This window comes from Streptomyces sp. NPDC091282 (genome assembly GCF_044757385.1).
Classification (GTDB): Bacteria; Actinomycetota; Actinomycetes; order Streptomycetales; family Streptomycetaceae; genus Streptomyces; species Streptomyces gramineus.
Genome location: NZ_JBIVUX010000007.1, coordinates 481,981 through 497,145 on the forward strand (window position 1 = coordinate 481,981; position 15,165 = coordinate 497,145).

Genomic DNA, 15,165 nt, shown 5'->3' on the forward strand with positions numbered 1-15,165 from the left:
AAGGCGTTCGCCCAGGTAGCGTCCGCTCCATGGACGGTACGGGCAGCGGGTTCGACACCCAGGGCGGGATCACGGTGCAGCGGGCGCTGGAGCTGCCCGGGCTGCGCAGCGGGCTTCCGGAGATCCTGGCGGGCGCCGACCGGCTGGGCCGGACCGTGCGCTGGGTGCACGCCGGCGAGGTGCCGAACATCGCCTCGCTGCTCAAGGGCGGCGAACTGCTCCTCACCACCGGGTACGGACTCGGCACCCGGCCGGGCGACCAGCGGGCGTTCGTGCGCACCCTGGCCGAACGGGGCATCGCCGCCCTGGTGGTGGAGCTGGGCCCGCGATTCGCGCGGCTGCCCGCCACCCTCGTCGACACCGCCCGCACCACCGGGCTGCCGCTGGTCGTGCTGCACCGTGAGGTGCCCTTCGTGACGGTGACGGAGGAGATCCACACCGAGATCGTCAACCACCACTACACGCTCCTCCAGCGCGCCGAGGAGGTGCACCGCCGCTGTACCGAGGCCCTGCTGGGCGGCGGCGGGGTCCCGCAGGTCCTGGCGATCCTCGCCGACTTCTGCGGCAACCCGGTCTTCCTGGAGACCACCGACGGCCAGTTGCTGTACGCCGCCGGGTCGGGGCCCGAGGGCGCGGATCCGCTCCAGGTGTGGGAGGGGCTGCGCGGCCAGCACCGGAACGCGCCGCCGCCCGCCGGGACGGTCCTGGTGGACGTGCCGGGCGGCGGTCCGGGAACCGGCTCGGTGCGCGCCCGGCTGGTGCTGCTCCCGGTGCGCGGGCCGCTCGCCCCGGTGCACCGCAACGCCGCGGAACGGGCCGCCGGCATCCTGGCCGTCGTCCTGATGCAGGCCCGCCAGGAGGAGGAACTGGCCGCCCGCGGCCGCGGTGACTTCCTGACCGACCTCGCCGAGGGCCGCATCAGCGCGGCGGACGCCCCGGCCCAGGCCCGCGTCCTCGGCTTCAAGCCCGGCGGCAGCCCGCTGCTGCCGGTGGTCATGCGGGTCGGCGACTCCCTGTCCCCGGGCGGCGGGTGGGCGGTGCTGGCCCGGGCGGTGGGCGAGGAACTGGCGGCCGTGGGCGTGCCCGTGCTGCTCGGGGTGCGGCCGGTCGAGGGCCGGGTGCCGCTCCTGCTGGGCCTGCGCTCGGAGGCGGAGCGCGCGACGGTCGCGGACCGGGTCGCGGCGGCGCTGCGGGCGGGTGTGGAGCGGGCCGGGATGCGGCGCCCCGGGGCCGCCCCGCCGGTCGTGGTGGTCGGGGTGCCGGGCGGCTGGGCGGCGGCCTCGGCGGGGCTGCGGCACGCGGCCGAGACGGCGACGGCGGCCCAGGGCCTCTCCGACCGCCCCTGGTACGACGCCCGGCGCCTCGACATCGACCTGCTGCTGTGGCGGCTGCGCGACCATCCGGACCTGGCGGCCTTCGTCGACCGGGCGATCGGCCCGCTCCGGGACCACGACGACCGGTCGAAGCCGCCGCTGCTGCCGACCCTGGAGACCTATCTCGCGCACGCCGGCCGCAAGGCGGAGACGGCCCGCGAGCTGCACCTGAACCGGCAGACCCTCTACAACCGGCTGGCCCGCATCGGTGAGTTGCTCGGCACCGACCTCGACGACCCGCAGACGGTACTGGCGTTGAGCCTCGCCCTGCGCGCCCGCCGGCACGTCCCCTGACCGCTACAGCGGCCGGGGCTGGGTCAACTCGTCGTACACGCTGAGCACTTGGGTGACCGTCTCGTCCTCGGTCGGCCAGCTCGCGGCCTGCCGGGTGCCCTTCTCGCGCAGTTCCTCGCGGCGCTCGGGGTCGCCGAGGAGGCGCAGCACGGTGTCGGCGAGGGCGACCGCGTCGCCGTAGGGGACGAGCGCGGCGGCGTCGCCGACCAGGTCGGGGACACCGCCGACGGCGGTCGCGACGAGGGGCACGCCCGCGTGCAGGGCTTCCTGGGCCAGCACCGAACGCGACTCCCAGCTGCTGGTCAGCAGGGCCAGGTCGGCGGCCGCGAGCAGGTGCGGGACGTCGTCGCGGGCGCCGAGGAGCCGGACGGGCAGTTCCTCGGCCTCGATCCGCCGCTGGAGCACCGGGCGCAGCGGTCCCTCCCCCGCGATGACCAGCAGCGGTACCGGGTCGAGCCGGCACCAGGCCCGCGCCGCGTTCAGCAGGACGTCATAGCCGCGGTGCCGGTCGAGTGAGCCCACCGCGACGAGCAACGGCCTTCCCATGGCGCCGAGTTCGGCCCGCAGTTTGGGCCGCTGCCGGTCCGTCTCGTCCCCTTCCGGGGGCCGGCGCAGTCCCGGCAGCGTCACCGCGGCGAGCCGCGCGTCCCGCGCGCCGGTGCGGCGGGCCCGGTCCACCAGGTCGGAGGTGGTGCCCAGCACCACGGCCGCGGTGCGCGCCACCCGCCGCTCCAGCATCCGCAGCAGATGCGCCCGCGCCCCTTCGGCCTCCGCCCGGCTGTGCCAGGTGACGACGAGCGGGGTGCGGCGGCCGCTGAGCGCCAGCACGGCACGGAAGGAGGCGTGCAGACCGTGCGCGTGCACCAGGTCGGCGTCGGTGCAGGCGGCACGCAGCGCGGCCACCGACCCCGGGTCACTGCTGCGCGGCACGTGGACGTGGTCGGCGCCGACACCCGAGAAACCGTAGGCGCGATCGGCCTCGGCGGGGGCGCACACGGTGACCCGCACGCCCCGTGCGACCAGACCGGCGGCGAGCGAACGCACGTGCGCACTGCTGCCGGCGTTGCCGCCGCCCAGCACCTGCACGGTGCGCAGCGGCGACTGGCCGTGCGATGCGTTGCTGCTCACGGGGCTCACGCAGCCGGGCTCCTGTGTTCGGCGTCGGGGCGGTCACGAGGGTACGGACAGACGGTATCGGGCCGAGGGGGGCACCGCGGGGCTCCGGGGTGGGGCATACCGGGGCGGGGCGGGGCACGCGCCGGAGTGTGTCACCCGTGAGAGTGACAGTACGGCAAGCCGAGCGGGCGTGGGCGCCGGCTCGCACGCGGCGGGGCGGACGCGTCCTCGCGTCCGCCCCGGACGCACGCTCCCGCGCCCCCGACGGCCCTGTCAGGCGTCGGCCCGCGCGGCGGCGAGCAGTTCCTCCGCGTGCGCCCGTGCCGTCTCCGAGTCCTCCTGGCCGGCCAGCATCCGGGACAGCTCCCGGACCCGCTCCTCGCCCTCCAGGACCTTCACGCCCGAGCGGGTGACCGATCCGTCGTTCGTCTTCTCGACCAGCAGCTGCCGGTCGGCGAAGGCGGCGACCTGCGGGAGGTGCGTGACCACGACCACCTGCGCCGACTTGGCGAGCTTCGCCAGCCGGCGGCCGATCTCGACCGCCGCCTTGCCGCCGACGCCCGCGTCGACCTCGTCGAAGAGGTACGTCGGGACCGGGTCGGTGCCCGCGAAGACGACCTCGACGGCGAGCATCACCCGGGACAGCTCACCGCCGGAGGCGCCCTTGGCGATCGGGCGGGGCGGGGCGCCGGGGTGCGGGGCGAGGAGCAGTTCGACCTCGTCGGCGCCCGAGGGGCCGTACACGACCGTGCGGCCGCCGACCTCCACGCCCTCGGCGTCCTCGGTCTGGCGGATGTCGAAGGACACGCGCGCGTGCGGCATCGCCAGTGAGCCCAGCTCGGCGGTGACGGCGGCCGCGAAACGCTCGGCGGCCTCCGTGCGCGCGTCGGTCAACGCCTGCGCGAGCCCGCCCAGTTCCGCGCGCAGGGCGTCCCGTTCGGCGGTCAGCTCACCGATCCGCTCGTCGTCGCCGTCCAGTTCGGTCAGCCGCGCGGCGCCCTGCTCGGCCCAGGCCAGCACCGCGTCGACGCTCTCGCCGTACTTGCGGGTGAGCGCGGTCAGGGCGGCCCGGCGCTCCTCCACGGCGGCGAGCCGCAGCGGGTCGGCGTCCAGGTCGTCGGCGTACCCGGCCAGCTCGCCCGCCACGTCGCCGAGCAGGATCCCGACCTCGCCGATCCGGTCGGCGAGCGCGGCCAGCTCCGGGTCGTGCGACCGTACGGCCTCCAGGGCGCGGTGGGCGCCCGCGACGAGGGTGGCCGCGTCGATGCCCTCGGGATCCTCGGGGTTGCCCGCGAGCGCGGAGTGCGCGGCGGTCGCGGCCGACGACAGCGCCTCGGCGTGTCCGAGCCGCTCGGCCTCCTCGGCGAGTTCGACGTCCTCGCCGGCCCGCGGCTCCACGGCGGCGATCTCGTCCAGGCCGTAGCGCAGCATGTCGGCCTCCTGGGCCCGCTCGCGCGCCCGGGTGACGATCTCCTCCAGTTCCACCGCGACGGCCCGCAGCCGCCGGTAGGCCTCGGCGTACTTGGCGAGCGGCACGGCGACCCCGTCGCCCGCGTACCGGTCCAGGGCCTGCCGCTGCCGGGACAGCTTCAGCAGGCCCTGCTGGTCGGTCTGCCCGTGCACGGCCACCAGGTCGTCGGCGAGTTCCGCGAGCAGGCCCACGGGCACGCTGCGGCCGCCGAGGTGCGCCCGGGAGCGGCCCTCGGCGGAAACGGTACGGCTGATCAGCAGCGCGCCGTCGTCCAGCTCGGCGCCCGCCTCCTCGGCCCGTACGCCCGCGGAGGCCCCCGGTGGCACGGTGAGCCGTCCTTCGACGACCGCCTTGTCGGAGCCGATCCGCACGAGCGCGGGATCGGCCCGCCCGCCGAGCAGCAGCCCCAGGCTGGTGACCACCATGGTCTTGCCCGCACCGGTCTCACCGGTGACGGCGGTGAACCCCGGCGACAGCTCGACGACAGCGTCGTCGATGACTCCGAGGGACCGTATCCGCATTTCTTCCAGCACGGAGAAGACCTTACGAGGTAGGGCAGGAGAAGCGCGAGGCACCCTGTCACCCGGGCGGGTGGAGATACCAGGGGGCGCGAGGAACAGCGCGACAGGCCCGGGATCATCCGCGGCCGCCGAAGCTCCCCAGGCCCCCCACGAACCGCTACTGCGGCGCCCCCCGCCACCCCGACACCGGCAGCGCGAACTTCGCCACCAGCCGGTCCGTGAACGACGCATGGTGCAGCCGGGCGAGCCGCACCGGCACCGCGCCCCGGCGCACCTCCACCCGCGCCCCCGGCGGCAGCTCCACCGTCCGCCGCCCGTCGCACCACAGCACGCCCGGCTGGATGTGCGGCAGCACCTCCACCGCCAGCACCGAGTCCGGCGAGGTCACCAGCGGCTTCGCGAACAGGGCGTGCGCGGAGATCGGCACCATCAGCAGCGCCTCCACCTCCGGCCACACCACCGGGCCGCCCGCGGAGAACGCGTACGCCGTGGACCCGGTCGGCGTCGACAGCACGATCCCGTCGCACCCGAACCCGGTCACCGGCCGGCCGTCGATCTCCAGGACCACTTCGAGGAGCTTCTCGGCGCCCGCCTTCTGCACGGCCGCCTCGTTCAGCGCCCAGTCGGTGTGCACGATGTCGCCGTTGCGGTGCACGACGACGTCGACGGTCATCCGCTCCTCGACCTCGTACGCCCGGCTCACCACCCGGTCCACGACCTTGTCGAGGTCGTCCCGTTCGGCCTCCGCGAGGAAGCCGACGCTGCCGAGGTTGACGCCGAGCATCGGCACCCCGGAAGCCCGGGCGAACTCGGCGCCGCGCAGCAGCGTCCCGTCACCGCCGAGCACGATCAGCAGCTCGCAGCCGTCGAGGCTGTGCGGCGAGGCCTCCTCGACGAGTTCGACCTCGTCGGGCAGCGGCAGGTCCGCGGCCTCGAAGTCCAGTACCCGTACGCCGACTCCGGCCGCCAGCAGCCCCTTGACCACGAGTTCGGCACTGCGGATGGCCGCGGGCCGCCCGGTGTGGGCCAGCAGGAAAACAGTACGAGCTCGGTTCTGTGTCAACGCGGCCCCTCCGCCACTGCACGGTCAACGTCGGCCGGGTCCAGTCGGGGTGCCCCGGCCCGCAGCCACAGAAAGTACTCGACATTGCCGGACGGGCCCGGCAGCGGACTGGCGGTGACACCGTTCACCCCGAGTCCCAGCTCCCACGCCTTCTCGGCCACCCCCCGCACGGCCTCCGCGCGCAGCTCCGGACTCCGTACCACTCCCCCGCTGCCCAGCCGTTCCTTGCCCACCTCGAACTGCGGCTTGACCATCATCACCAGGTCCGCGTCCGGCTTCACACATCGCGCCAGGGCCGGCAGCACCAGCCCGAGCGGGATGAAGGACAGATCACCCACGACAAGATCCACAGGCTCCCCATCGATCGCTTCAAGCGTCAACTCGCGTACGTTCGTACGGTCCTTGACGGTGACGCGTTCATCGCTCTGCAGAGACCAGGCGAGTTGGCCGTACCCGACGTCGACGGCGACGACGTGCGCGGCGCCCGCGCGCAGCAGCACATCGGTGAAGCCTCCGGTGGACGCGCCGGCGTCCAGCGCCCGCCGTCCCTGGACCGCGAGCCCCAGCGGCACGAACGCCGCCAGCGCCCCCGCCAGCTTGTGGCCGCCCCGGGACACGTACTCGGGGTCGCTGTCGTCGGACTGCACGACGATGGCCGCGGCGGTCTCCACCTGGGTCGCCGGCTTGGTCGCGAGGGTCTTGCCGACGGTGACCCGCCCGGCGGCGATCAGCTGGCTGGCGTGCTCGCGCGAGCGCGCCAGCTTCCGGCGGACCAGCTCCGCGTCCAGACGGCGGCGTGCGACTCCTGCCACGTTCGGTTCAGCTCCTGCTCTGGTGGTACGAGGGTGTGGGCGCCCGCTCGCCGTGCGGTGCGGGCGCCGGGGGTCCGGGGCGGGTGTCGAGCGCGGTGAGCGCGTCGCGCAGCCCCCGGTGTACATCCTCGTACACCTCCAGATGGCCGTCCGTGGCGAGGTGGTCGGCGTCGGCCAGCCGCTCCAGCCGCTCGTCCACCTCGGCGTCGCCGGTGGGGGTGCGGGGGACGTTCAGCGGGGCGGGGGCGGCGGGGTCGTACTCGGGCTCGGCCGGTACCGCTTCCGCGGGCTCCGCCGCTCTGCCCTCGGGCACAGAGTCGGTCATGCCCCGACGCTACCCCGAACCGCTGGGGTACCGTCGATCGCGATGGCCACGATCGAGGAGTGCCGCGCCGCACTCGACAAGCTCTCCCACACCATGGGCGGCGCCGAGGGCGACGTCCGCGCGGCCGCCGCCATGGACCGCACCGTCAGCTGCCACATCACCGACCTGGACGTCACCTTCGCCGGCCGGCTCACCGGCGGCCGGATCGAGGTGGAGGACACGTTTCCCGGCCCGCCGCGCCACAAGGCACAGATCGGGCTGGCCATGGCCGGCGACGACCTGGTCGCCCTGGTCGACGGCGAGCTGAACTTCGCCGGGGCCTGGGGCTCGGGCCGGGTGAAGCTGGACGCGAACCTGCTGGACCTGTTCCGGCTCAGGAAGCTGCTGTGAGCCGCGCCTTCCGGGCCGCGGGCACCACCAGCGGGGTGCCCGTCTCCGGGTCGTCGATGATCTGACAGCGCAGCCCGAAGACCTCCTCGACCAGCTCGGCGGTGACGATGTCGCGCGGGGCCCCCTCGGCGATCACCTCGCCGCCGCGCAGCGCGATGAGGTGGGTGGCGTACCGGGCCGCGTGGTTGAGGTCGTGCAGCACGGCGACCAGCGTCCGGCCCTGCTCCTCGTGCAGCTCCGCGCAGAGGTCGAGGACGTCGATCTGGTGCTGGATGTCCAGGTAGGTGGTCGGCTCGTCCAGGAGCAGCAGCGGGGTCTGCTGGGCGAGCGCCATGGCGATCCACACACGCTGGCGCTGGCCGCCGGACAGCTCGTCGACGTACCGGTCGGCGAGTTCGGCGACACCGGTCCGGGCCATCGACTCCTGGACGACCCGCTCGTCCTCGACGGACCACTGGCGCAGCAGTCCCTGGTGCGGATAGCGGCCGCGGCCGACCAGGTCGCCGACGGTGATGCCGTCGGGCGCGATGGACGACTGGGGCAGCAGACCGAGGGTGCGGGCGACCTTCTTCGCCGGCATCGACTGGATGACCTGCCCGTCCAGCAGCACCCGGCCCTGGCTGGGCCTGAGCATCCGGGACAGCGCGCGCAGGAGCGTCGACTTGCCGCAGGCGTTGGGTCCCACGATCACCGTGAAGGAGTTGTCGGGGATCTCCACCGACAACTGCTCGGCGATGACACGCTGGTCGTAGGCGAGGGTGACGTTCTCGGCGGACAGGCGGTTCACAGGGTTCCTCTTCTTGTTCGTGCTCGCCGGCTCGGGGTTCGTGCTCATATCCGTCCCGCCCGGCGTTCGGTGACGAGCAGCCACAGCAGGTAGACCCCGCCGAGGACGCCGGTGACCACGCCCACGGGCAGCTGGTCGGAGCCGAAGGCGCGCTGGGAGGCCCAGTCGGCGGTGACCAGCAGGGCGGCGCCCATGCACAGGGAGGGCAGCAGGTTGGGGCCGGGCGAGCGGGTCAGCCGGCGGGCGAGCTGCGGGGCGGTGAGCGCGACGAAGCTGACCGGGCCGGCGGCGGCGGTGGCGGCCGCGGTCAGCAGGACCGCCGACACCATCAGCAGTAGCCGTACCCGCTCCACGCGCACCCCGAGGGCGTGCGACACGTCGTCGCCCATCTCCATCATCCGCAGGCCGCGCGCGTTGCCGAGGACCAGCGGGACGAGGACCGCGCACAGCGCGAGCAGCGGCCAGACCTGGCTCCAGTCCCGGCCGTTCAGGGAGCCGGTCATCCAGACGACCGCGCGGGTCGCGTCGACGAAGTCGGCCTTGGTGAGCAGGTAGCCGTTGACCGCGGTGACGACCGCGGAGACACCGATGCCGACCAGGACCAGCCGGTAGCCGTGCACGCCCTGCTTCCAGGCGAGCAGGTAGATGGCGAGACCGGTCAGCAGACCGCCGGCCAGCGCGCCGACCGTGACCTGGGCGGCGCTCCCGGACATCAGCACGATGACGACGAGCGCGCCGGACGTCGCGCCCTGGGAGAGCCCGAGGACGTCCGGACTGCCGAGCGGGTTGCGGGAGATCGCCTGGAACAGCGCGCCGCCGAGACCGAGCGAGGCGCCGACCAGCAGACCGACCAGGACGCGCGGCAGCCGCAGTTCGTTGACGATGAAGTCCTGGCCCGCGGTGCCGTTGCCGGCCAGCGTCTTCACCACGTCGCCGAAGGAGATCGGGAAGTCGCCGGTACCGATCAGCACGACACCGGCGGCGCACGCGGCCAGCACCAGCGCGATCACCACGACCAGCGAGCGCAGGTCCGCCCGCAGCGAGAGCCCGCCGGGCGTGCGCAGGGTCCGCGTGGTCCGTGCGGCAGTCGTCTTCACAGCGGTGTTCCTCACAGCTGGGCCGTCCTCCGCCGTCGTACGAGAAGAATGAAGACCGGGCCGCCGATGATCGCGGTGACGATGCCGACCTGGAGTTCCGAGGGCCGGGCGACGATCCGGCCGAGGACGTCGGCGCCGAGCAGCAGCACGGGCGACAGGACCGTCGCGTACGGCAGGATCCACCGCAGGTCGGGGCCGGTGAAGGAGCGCACCACGTGCGGCACCATCAGGCCGACGAAGGCGATCGGGCCGCAGGCCGCGGTGGCCGCACCGCACAGCACGACGGCGGCGAGCATGGACAGCGCCCGGGTACGGCCCAGGTTCGCGCCGAGGGCACGGGCGGTGTCGTCGCCCATCGCGACCGCGTTCAGCGGCCGGGCGAGGCCGAGCGCGAGCAGCGTGCCGGCCGCGATGAACGGCAGCACCTGCGTGATCGTCGAGTCGTTCGCGGAGGCCAGCGAGCCGACCGTCCAGAAACGCCACTTGTTGAGTGCCGCACCGTCCGTGATCATCACGGCCTGGAGGTAGCCGTAGAGCGCGGCGCTGATCGCCGTGCCCGCCAGCGCCAGCCGGACCGGAGTGGCGCCGCGGCTGCCGCCCAGGAACCACACCAGCGCGCCCACCACGGCCGCCCCGGCGAAGGCGAACCACACATAGCCGTCGAGCGTGCTGACACCGAAGTAGGTGATGGCGGTGACGACCGCGGCCGACGCGCCCGCGTTGATGCCGAGCAGTCCGGGATCGGCCAGCGGGTTGCGGGTGAGCGCCTGGAGCACCGCCCCGGACAGGCCGAGGGCGGCACCGGCCAGCAGGCCGAGGACGGTCCGGGACAGCCGCTCGTCGACGACCACGTCGCCGTAGGTCCCCGTGTCGTGGAACAGGCCGTGCCAGACCTGGTCCAGCGGCAGCTCCTTCGCTCCGATCGCGATGCTCGCCAGGGCGACGAGCATCAGGATCACGGCGGAGACGAGGAGCCCGAGGGTCCGTATCGCCCGGCGGTTCGGGGGCGCGGGGGCGGTCTCCGCGCGCTGTTCGGGGGGACTGTCGACCAACACCCGGTTAGGTTAGCCTACCCTCCCCTCGGCTCTCGATCCCGGTCCGCCGAGCGGCACCGGTTCAGAGCCCGAGCCGCGCCAGCGCCTTGCCCCCGTCCAGCTCGCAGGAGCCGTCACCGGCCGCCGTCCAGGCCGCCGCGCACAGCGCCCGCAGCCCGTCCAGCGCCTCGCCGTCGCCCTCCAGCGCCAGCCGGTCCGCGCCCGCCGTGGCCGTCCAGCCGCCGCACCGGAACCCGTCGCCCGCCGCCGTCACCTCCGGCTGCCCGGTCAGCAGCCCGCGCAGATCGGCGTCCACGTACGTCGGCCGGTGGTGCGGCGGCGCGGCGAGGAGCTGCCGCCCGTCGGTGACGCCGGTCAGCACCAGCAGCGAGTCCACCCCGCCGTTGAACGCCCCCTCGATGTCGGTGTCCAGCCGGTCACCGACCACCAACGGCCGCTCCGCACCCGTCCGCAGGACCGTCTCGCGGTGCATCGGCGGCAGCGGCTTGCCGGCCACCTGCGGCTCGGCGCCCGTCGCGATCCGGACGACTTCCACCGCCGCGCCGTTGCCCGGCGCGATCCCGCGTCCGCTGGGAATCGTCAGATCGGTGTTGGACGCGAACCACGGCACCCCGCGCGCGACCGCGTACGACGCCTCAGCGAACCGCCCCCAGGCCAGGTCCGGTCCGCCGTAGCCCTGCGCCACGGCCGCCGGGTCGTCGTCGGCGGACTCCACCGGTTCGAGCCCCCGCTCCCGCAGGGCGACCCGCAGCCCCTCCCCGCCGATCACCAGCACCCGGGCACCCGCCGGGACCTGCTCGCTGATCAGCCGCGCGACCGCCTGCGCCGAGGTGATGACGTCGGCGGCACCGGTCGGGATGCCCAGCTCGGTGAGATGCCCGGCCACCGCGTCCGGGGTGCGCAGCGCGTTGTTGGTGACGTAGGCCAGATGCATCCCTTCGTCGCGCGCCTTCTCCAGCGACTCCACTGCGTGTGCGATCGCGCTGCCGCCCGCGTACACCACACCGTCCAGATCGAGCAGCGCCGTGTCATACGCCGTGCTCAGAGCCTGTTCACTGGCTTCCGGAGCCGTCCTGACGCCCTGGCTCATCCCCATCGCTCCTCGTCACTCTTCGTTGTCCCGCCATTCCCTGTCGATCATCCCGTACGCCACTGACACACGTACGATGCCGGGATGAACACTGCAGGTCACTCGGAAGCAACGGAGCGCCGAGGCCTGGAACTCAACCCGTTCCGAGGTCTCCGCTACGACCCCGACCGGGTCGGCAGCCTCGCCGCCGTCACTTCCCCGCCGTACGACGTCGTCGTACGCCCCGACGGCGTAACCCACCTCCAGTCCGCCGACCCGCACAACATCGTCCGCCTGATCCTGCCCCAGGCAGGTACCCCGAGCGCCGGGACCGAACAGGCGGCCGACACGCTGAAGCGCTGGCAGGCCGAGGGAATCCTCACCGTGGACCCCGAACCCGGCCTGTACGTCTACGAGCAGCACGACGGCGACGGCATGGTCCAGCGCGGGGTCATCGGCGCCCTGCGGATCTCCGAACCGTCGGAGGGCGTGGTGCTGCCGCACGAGGAGGTCATGCCCCCGGTGGTCGCCGACCGCGCGGCCCTGATGCGCGCGACCTCCGCGAACCTCGAACCCCTGCTCCTGACCTACCGCGGCGACGGCACGGCCGCCGAGGTCGTCGAGGCGGCGGCGAGCCGGCCCCCGCTCCTCGCCACCACCACGGAGGACGGCTTCCACCACCGCCTGTGGTCGATCACCGACCCCGACGACGTGGCACGCGTCCAGTGCGACCTGTCCCACCACCAGGCCCTGATCGCCGACGGCCACCATCGCTGGGCCACGTACCTGCGTCTACGCGCGGAGCACGCCTCTCCGAGCCCCTGGGACTACGGTCTGGTGCTGCTGGTCGACACCGCCCGCTATCCGCTGCGCGTCCGGGCCATCCACCGCCTGCTGCACGGACTGCCGGTGGCGGACGCCCTGACGGCCGTACAGGACCATTTCCGGGTACGGCGGCTCGACGTCCCGCTGGAGCGCGCCCAGGAGGCGCTCGCCGACGCGGCCCGCACCGGCAACGCGTTCCTGCTGGCCGGGGACGGCGCCTTCCATCTCATCGACCGCCCGGACCCGGATCTCCTGGCCCGCACGGTCCCCGCCGACCGCCCGGCCGCCTGGCGCGCCCTCGACGCCACGGTCCTGCACGCGACCCTCCTCGAACACGTCTGGCGGATCCCCGAGGACTCGCACGCGCACATCGCGTACATCCATGACACGGCGGCGACGGTCGCCAAGGCCGAACGGGCGGGCAGCACCGCCGTCCTCCTGCACCCGGTCCGCGAGGAGGTCGTCCGTGACCTGGCCCGTCAGGGCGTGACGATGCCCCGCAAGTCGACGTCGTTCGGCCCGAAGCCGGCCTCCGGGCTGGTCCTGCGGGCACTCGACTTCTGAGCGCGCGTCTCCTCCGACCGGCGGCGCGTACGACGAAGGGCAGGCCCCGGTCGGAGCCTGCCCTTCGTCGTACGCAGTGATCAGTCCTTGTCGGCCTCGGACCCGGCGTCGGCCTCGTCCGTGGGCGCGGGCGCGATGTCGGTCGTGGTCTTGGCCGCGGACTCACTCCCGGTCTCGGTCTCGGTCTCGGCGGGAGAGTCCTCGGACTCGTCCACGTCGTCCGCGTCGTCGGCGAGGTCCGTGTCCGGCTCCTCGTCCCGGTCCTGGTCCTGGTCCTCGTCGTTCAGGGCGTCGACGAACTCGACGCCGTCCAGCTCGGCCAGTCGGTCGGAGGCGTCCGTGCTGCCGTCCCGGTCGGCCTCGACGGCCTTCGCGAACCACTCCCGCGCCTCGTTCACCCGGTCGGCCGCGAGCAGCGCGTCGGCGTAGGCGTACCGCAGGCGCGCCGTCCAGGGCTGGACGGAGCTCGACGCCAGCTCGGGGCTCTGCAGGGTCACGATCGCCGCGTCCAGCTGCCCCATGTCACGCCGGGCGCCGGCGGCGACGAGCCGCATCTCCACCTGGCCGGCCTTGTCGAGCTTGTGGACCTCGGGGGCACCGGCCATGTCCAGCGCCTTCTCCGGACGCCCGAGCCCACGCTCGCAGTCGGCCATGACGGGCCACAGCTCCACGCTGCCGGTCATCCGCCGCGCGGCCCGGAACTCGGCCAGCGCCTCGCTGTACTTCTGGTTGGCGTACGCGGCGAAGCCGGCGGCCTCCCGTACGGCGGCGACACGGGACGCGAGGCGCAGGGCCACCCTGGAGTAGCCGTACGCGCCCTCGGGGTCCTCGTCGATGAGCCGCGCGACCATCACCAGGTTCCTGGCGACGTCCTCGGCGAGCGTCTTGGGCAGGCTCTGCAGCTCCTGCCGTACGTCCTTGTCGATCTCGTCGCCGGTGACGTCCTCCGGGATGGGCAGCCGCTTGATCGGCTCGCGGTCGCGGTCGCGCTCCCGCTCGTCACGCCGTCCGTAACCACCGCCGCGCCGGTCGTCGCCACGCCGGTCGTCGCGCCGGTCGTCACGGCCGCGGTAGCCGCCGCCACCGCCACGGTTGTCGTCACGGCGGAAGCCGCCACGGTCGTCACGACGGTCGTCGCGCCGCGGACCGCGCCCACGGTCGTCGGTGCGGGGGCCGCGGAAGCCGCCGCGGTTGTCGTCGCGACGGTCGTCCCTGCGGTCATCGCGCCGGTCGTCACGGCGGTCGTCACGGCCTCGGTAGCCGCCGCCACCGCGGTTGTCGTCGCGCCGGAAGTCGCTGCGGCCGCCCCGGTCGTCGCGGTCGTCACGACGAAACGCCGGACGGTCGTCACGCCGGTCGTCCCTGCGGTCATCACGCCGGTCATCACGGCGGAAGCCACCGCGGTCGCCGCGGTCGTCCCGCTGGAACGCCGGACGCGAACCGCGATTGTCGTCACGCCGGCCGTACCCGCCACCACGGTTGTCGTCCCGACGGTTGTCATCACGTCGGTCGTCACGGCGGGCGTAACCGCCACCACCGCGGTTGTCGTCGCGCCGGAAGCCACCGCGGTCGCCGTAGCCACCGCCGCCGCCACGGTTGTCGTCGCGCCGGTCGTCACGGCCTCGGTAGCCGCCGCCACCGCGGTTGTCGTCGCGACGGAAGTCGCTGCGACCGCCGCGATCGTCGCGGTCGTCACGACGGAACGCCGGACGGTCGTCACGCCGGTCGTCCCTGCGGTCGTCGCGCCGGTCGTCACGGCCGCGGTAACCGCCGCCACCGCCACGGTTGTCGTCGCGGCGGAAGCCACCGCGGTCGCCGCGGTCGTCCCGCTGGAACGCCGGACGCGAACCGCGATTGTCGTCACGCCGGCCGTACCCGCCACCACGGTTGTCGTCCCGACGGTTGTCATCACGTCGGTCGTCACGGCGGGCGTAACCGCCACCACCACGGTTGTCGTCGCGGCGCTCGTCGCCTCGGCGGTCGTCGCCTCGGCGGTCGTCACGACGGCCGTATCCACTACCGCGGTTGTCGTCACGGCGGCCGTAGCCACCGCCACCGCCACCGCGGTTGTCGTCGCGACGGCCGTAACCGCCGCGGTCTCCACGGTCGTTGCCACGGTCGGGACGGTCTCCGCGGTACCCGCCACGGTCACCGCGGTCACCACTGTCCCGTCGCCGCTGGTCGCGCTCCGGTCGCTCGTCGGGAGAGTTGGTGGACATGGTGACTCCTGTCTTCGGTACCGCAAGCATTGTAAAAACAAAAGGACCCCTGGTCCCAGCTGAACGCTGGTGACCAGGGGTCCTCAAAAATTGTTCGGCGGTGTCCTACTCTCCCACAGGGTCCCCCCTGCAGTACCATCGGCGCTGTAAGGCTTAGCTTCCGGGTTCGGAATGTAACCGGGCG

General features: G+C 73.8%; 13 protein-coding genes and 1 rRNA gene. 3 read left to right on the plus strand and 11 right to left on the minus strand.

All coding sequences use genetic code 11. The annotated features are described in order from the left end of the window. Positions 1 to 29: 29 nt before the first annotated feature. Entirely contained in the window at positions 30 to 1,667 is a 1,638-nt protein-coding gene (locus ACIQOE_RS31775) for a PucR family transcriptional regulator (protein ID WP_365562656.1), read from the plus strand. 3 nt (positions 1,668 to 1,670) lie between these two features. On the opposite strand, the gene ACIQOE_RS31780 is transcribed toward ACIQOE_RS31775, so the two are convergent. The 5 genes from ACIQOE_RS31780 to ACIQOE_RS31800 all read right to left on the minus strand — a co-directional run bounded on the left by ACIQOE_RS31780 (position 1,671) and on the right by ACIQOE_RS31800 (position 6,975). Further along, positions 1,671 to 2,804: a glycosyltransferase family 4 protein gene (locus ACIQOE_RS31780; protein ID WP_401415068.1), complete on the minus strand. Its 1,134-nt coding sequence runs from the start codon at positions 2,802 to 2,804 to the stop codon at positions 1,671 to 1,673. A 252-nt stretch (positions 2,805 to 3,056) separates the two neighbouring features. Further along, positions 3,057 to 4,775: a DNA repair protein RecN gene (recN, locus tag ACIQOE_RS31785; RefSeq protein ID WP_365573784.1), complete on the minus strand. Its 1,719-nt coding sequence runs from the start codon at positions 4,773 to 4,775 to the stop codon at positions 3,057 to 3,059. 157 nt (positions 4,776 to 4,932) lie between these two features. Then, on the minus strand, positions 4,933 to 5,838 hold the full coding sequence (locus ACIQOE_RS31790) for an NAD kinase (protein WP_351320730.1): 906 nt from the start codon (positions 5,836 to 5,838) through the stop codon (positions 4,933 to 4,935). Beyond that, positions 5,835 to 6,650 (minus strand): TlyA family RNA methyltransferase, encoded by an 816-nt coding sequence (locus ACIQOE_RS31795; protein WP_351320732.1) that lies wholly within the window; start codon positions 6,648 to 6,650, stop codon positions 5,835 to 5,837. The genes ACIQOE_RS31790 and ACIQOE_RS31795 overlap by 4 nt, the downstream gene beginning before the upstream one ends. A 7-nt stretch (positions 6,651 to 6,657) precedes the next feature. Beyond that, positions 6,658 to 6,975 carry a hypothetical protein gene (locus ACIQOE_RS31800; protein WP_351320734.1) on the minus strand — a complete coding sequence of 106 codons (318 nt, stop codon included), beginning with the start codon at positions 6,973 to 6,975 and terminating at the stop codon, positions 6,658 to 6,660. Positions 6,976 to 7,017: 42 nt separating this feature from the next. Between ACIQOE_RS31800 and ACIQOE_RS31805 the strand changes: the two genes are divergently transcribed. Further along, positions 7,018 to 7,365, plus strand: a complete 348-nt coding sequence (locus ACIQOE_RS31805) for a sterol-binding protein (protein ID WP_351320736.1) — start codon at positions 7,018 to 7,020, stop codon at positions 7,363 to 7,365. Here ACIQOE_RS31805 and ACIQOE_RS31810 read toward each other — a convergent pair. From ACIQOE_RS31810 to ACIQOE_RS31825, 4 genes are all read right to left on the minus strand, one after another. Then, positions 7,349 to 8,200 carry an ABC transporter ATP-binding protein gene (locus ACIQOE_RS31810; RefSeq protein WP_351320738.1) on the minus strand — a complete coding sequence of 284 codons (852 nt, stop codon included), beginning with the start codon at positions 8,198 to 8,200 and terminating at the stop codon, positions 7,349 to 7,351. The two genes, ACIQOE_RS31805 and ACIQOE_RS31810, sit on opposite strands and share 17 nt — an antisense overlap. Further along, complete coding sequence (locus ACIQOE_RS31815; RefSeq protein ID WP_365573359.1) at positions 8,197 to 9,249, minus strand: iron chelate uptake ABC transporter family permease subunit; 1,053 nt, start codon at positions 9,247 to 9,249, stop codon at positions 8,197 to 8,199. Before ACIQOE_RS31815 ends, ACIQOE_RS31810 begins: the two co-directional genes overlap by 4 nt. 11 nt (positions 9,250 to 9,260) lie before the next feature. Beyond that, positions 9,261 to 10,304 (minus strand): iron chelate uptake ABC transporter family permease subunit, encoded by a 1,044-nt coding sequence (locus ACIQOE_RS31820; RefSeq protein WP_365562665.1) that lies wholly within the window; start codon positions 10,302 to 10,304, stop codon positions 9,261 to 9,263. 61 nt (positions 10,305 to 10,365) lie between these two features. Continuing rightward, the gene (locus ACIQOE_RS31825; protein ID WP_401415072.1) at positions 10,366 to 11,394 is read right to left on the minus strand and encodes an HAD-IIA family hydrolase; all 1,029 of its coding nucleotides are present in this window, start codon (positions 11,392 to 11,394) and stop codon (positions 10,366 to 10,368) included. An 84-nt stretch (positions 11,395 to 11,478) separates the two neighbouring features. Between ACIQOE_RS31825 and ACIQOE_RS31830 the strand changes: the two genes are divergently transcribed. Beyond that, the gene (locus ACIQOE_RS31830) at positions 11,479 to 12,762 is read left to right on the plus strand and encodes a DUF1015 domain-containing protein (protein WP_365562670.1); all 1,284 of its coding nucleotides are present in this window, start codon (positions 11,479 to 11,481) and stop codon (positions 12,760 to 12,762) included. An 80-nt stretch (positions 12,763 to 12,842) separates the two neighbouring features. Here the strand turns inward: ACIQOE_RS31830 and ACIQOE_RS31835 are convergent, their stop codons facing one another. Both ACIQOE_RS31835 and rrf read right to left on the minus strand, forming a co-directional pair. After that, positions 12,843 to 13,721 carry a hypothetical protein gene (locus ACIQOE_RS31835; protein WP_399013180.1) on the minus strand — a complete coding sequence of 293 codons (879 nt, stop codon included), beginning with the start codon at positions 13,719 to 13,721 and terminating at the stop codon, positions 12,843 to 12,845. 1,352 nt (positions 13,722 to 15,073) lie between these two features. Further along, positions 15,074 to 15,165 (minus strand): 5S ribosomal RNA (rrf, locus tag ACIQOE_RS31840); the annotation flags it as partial.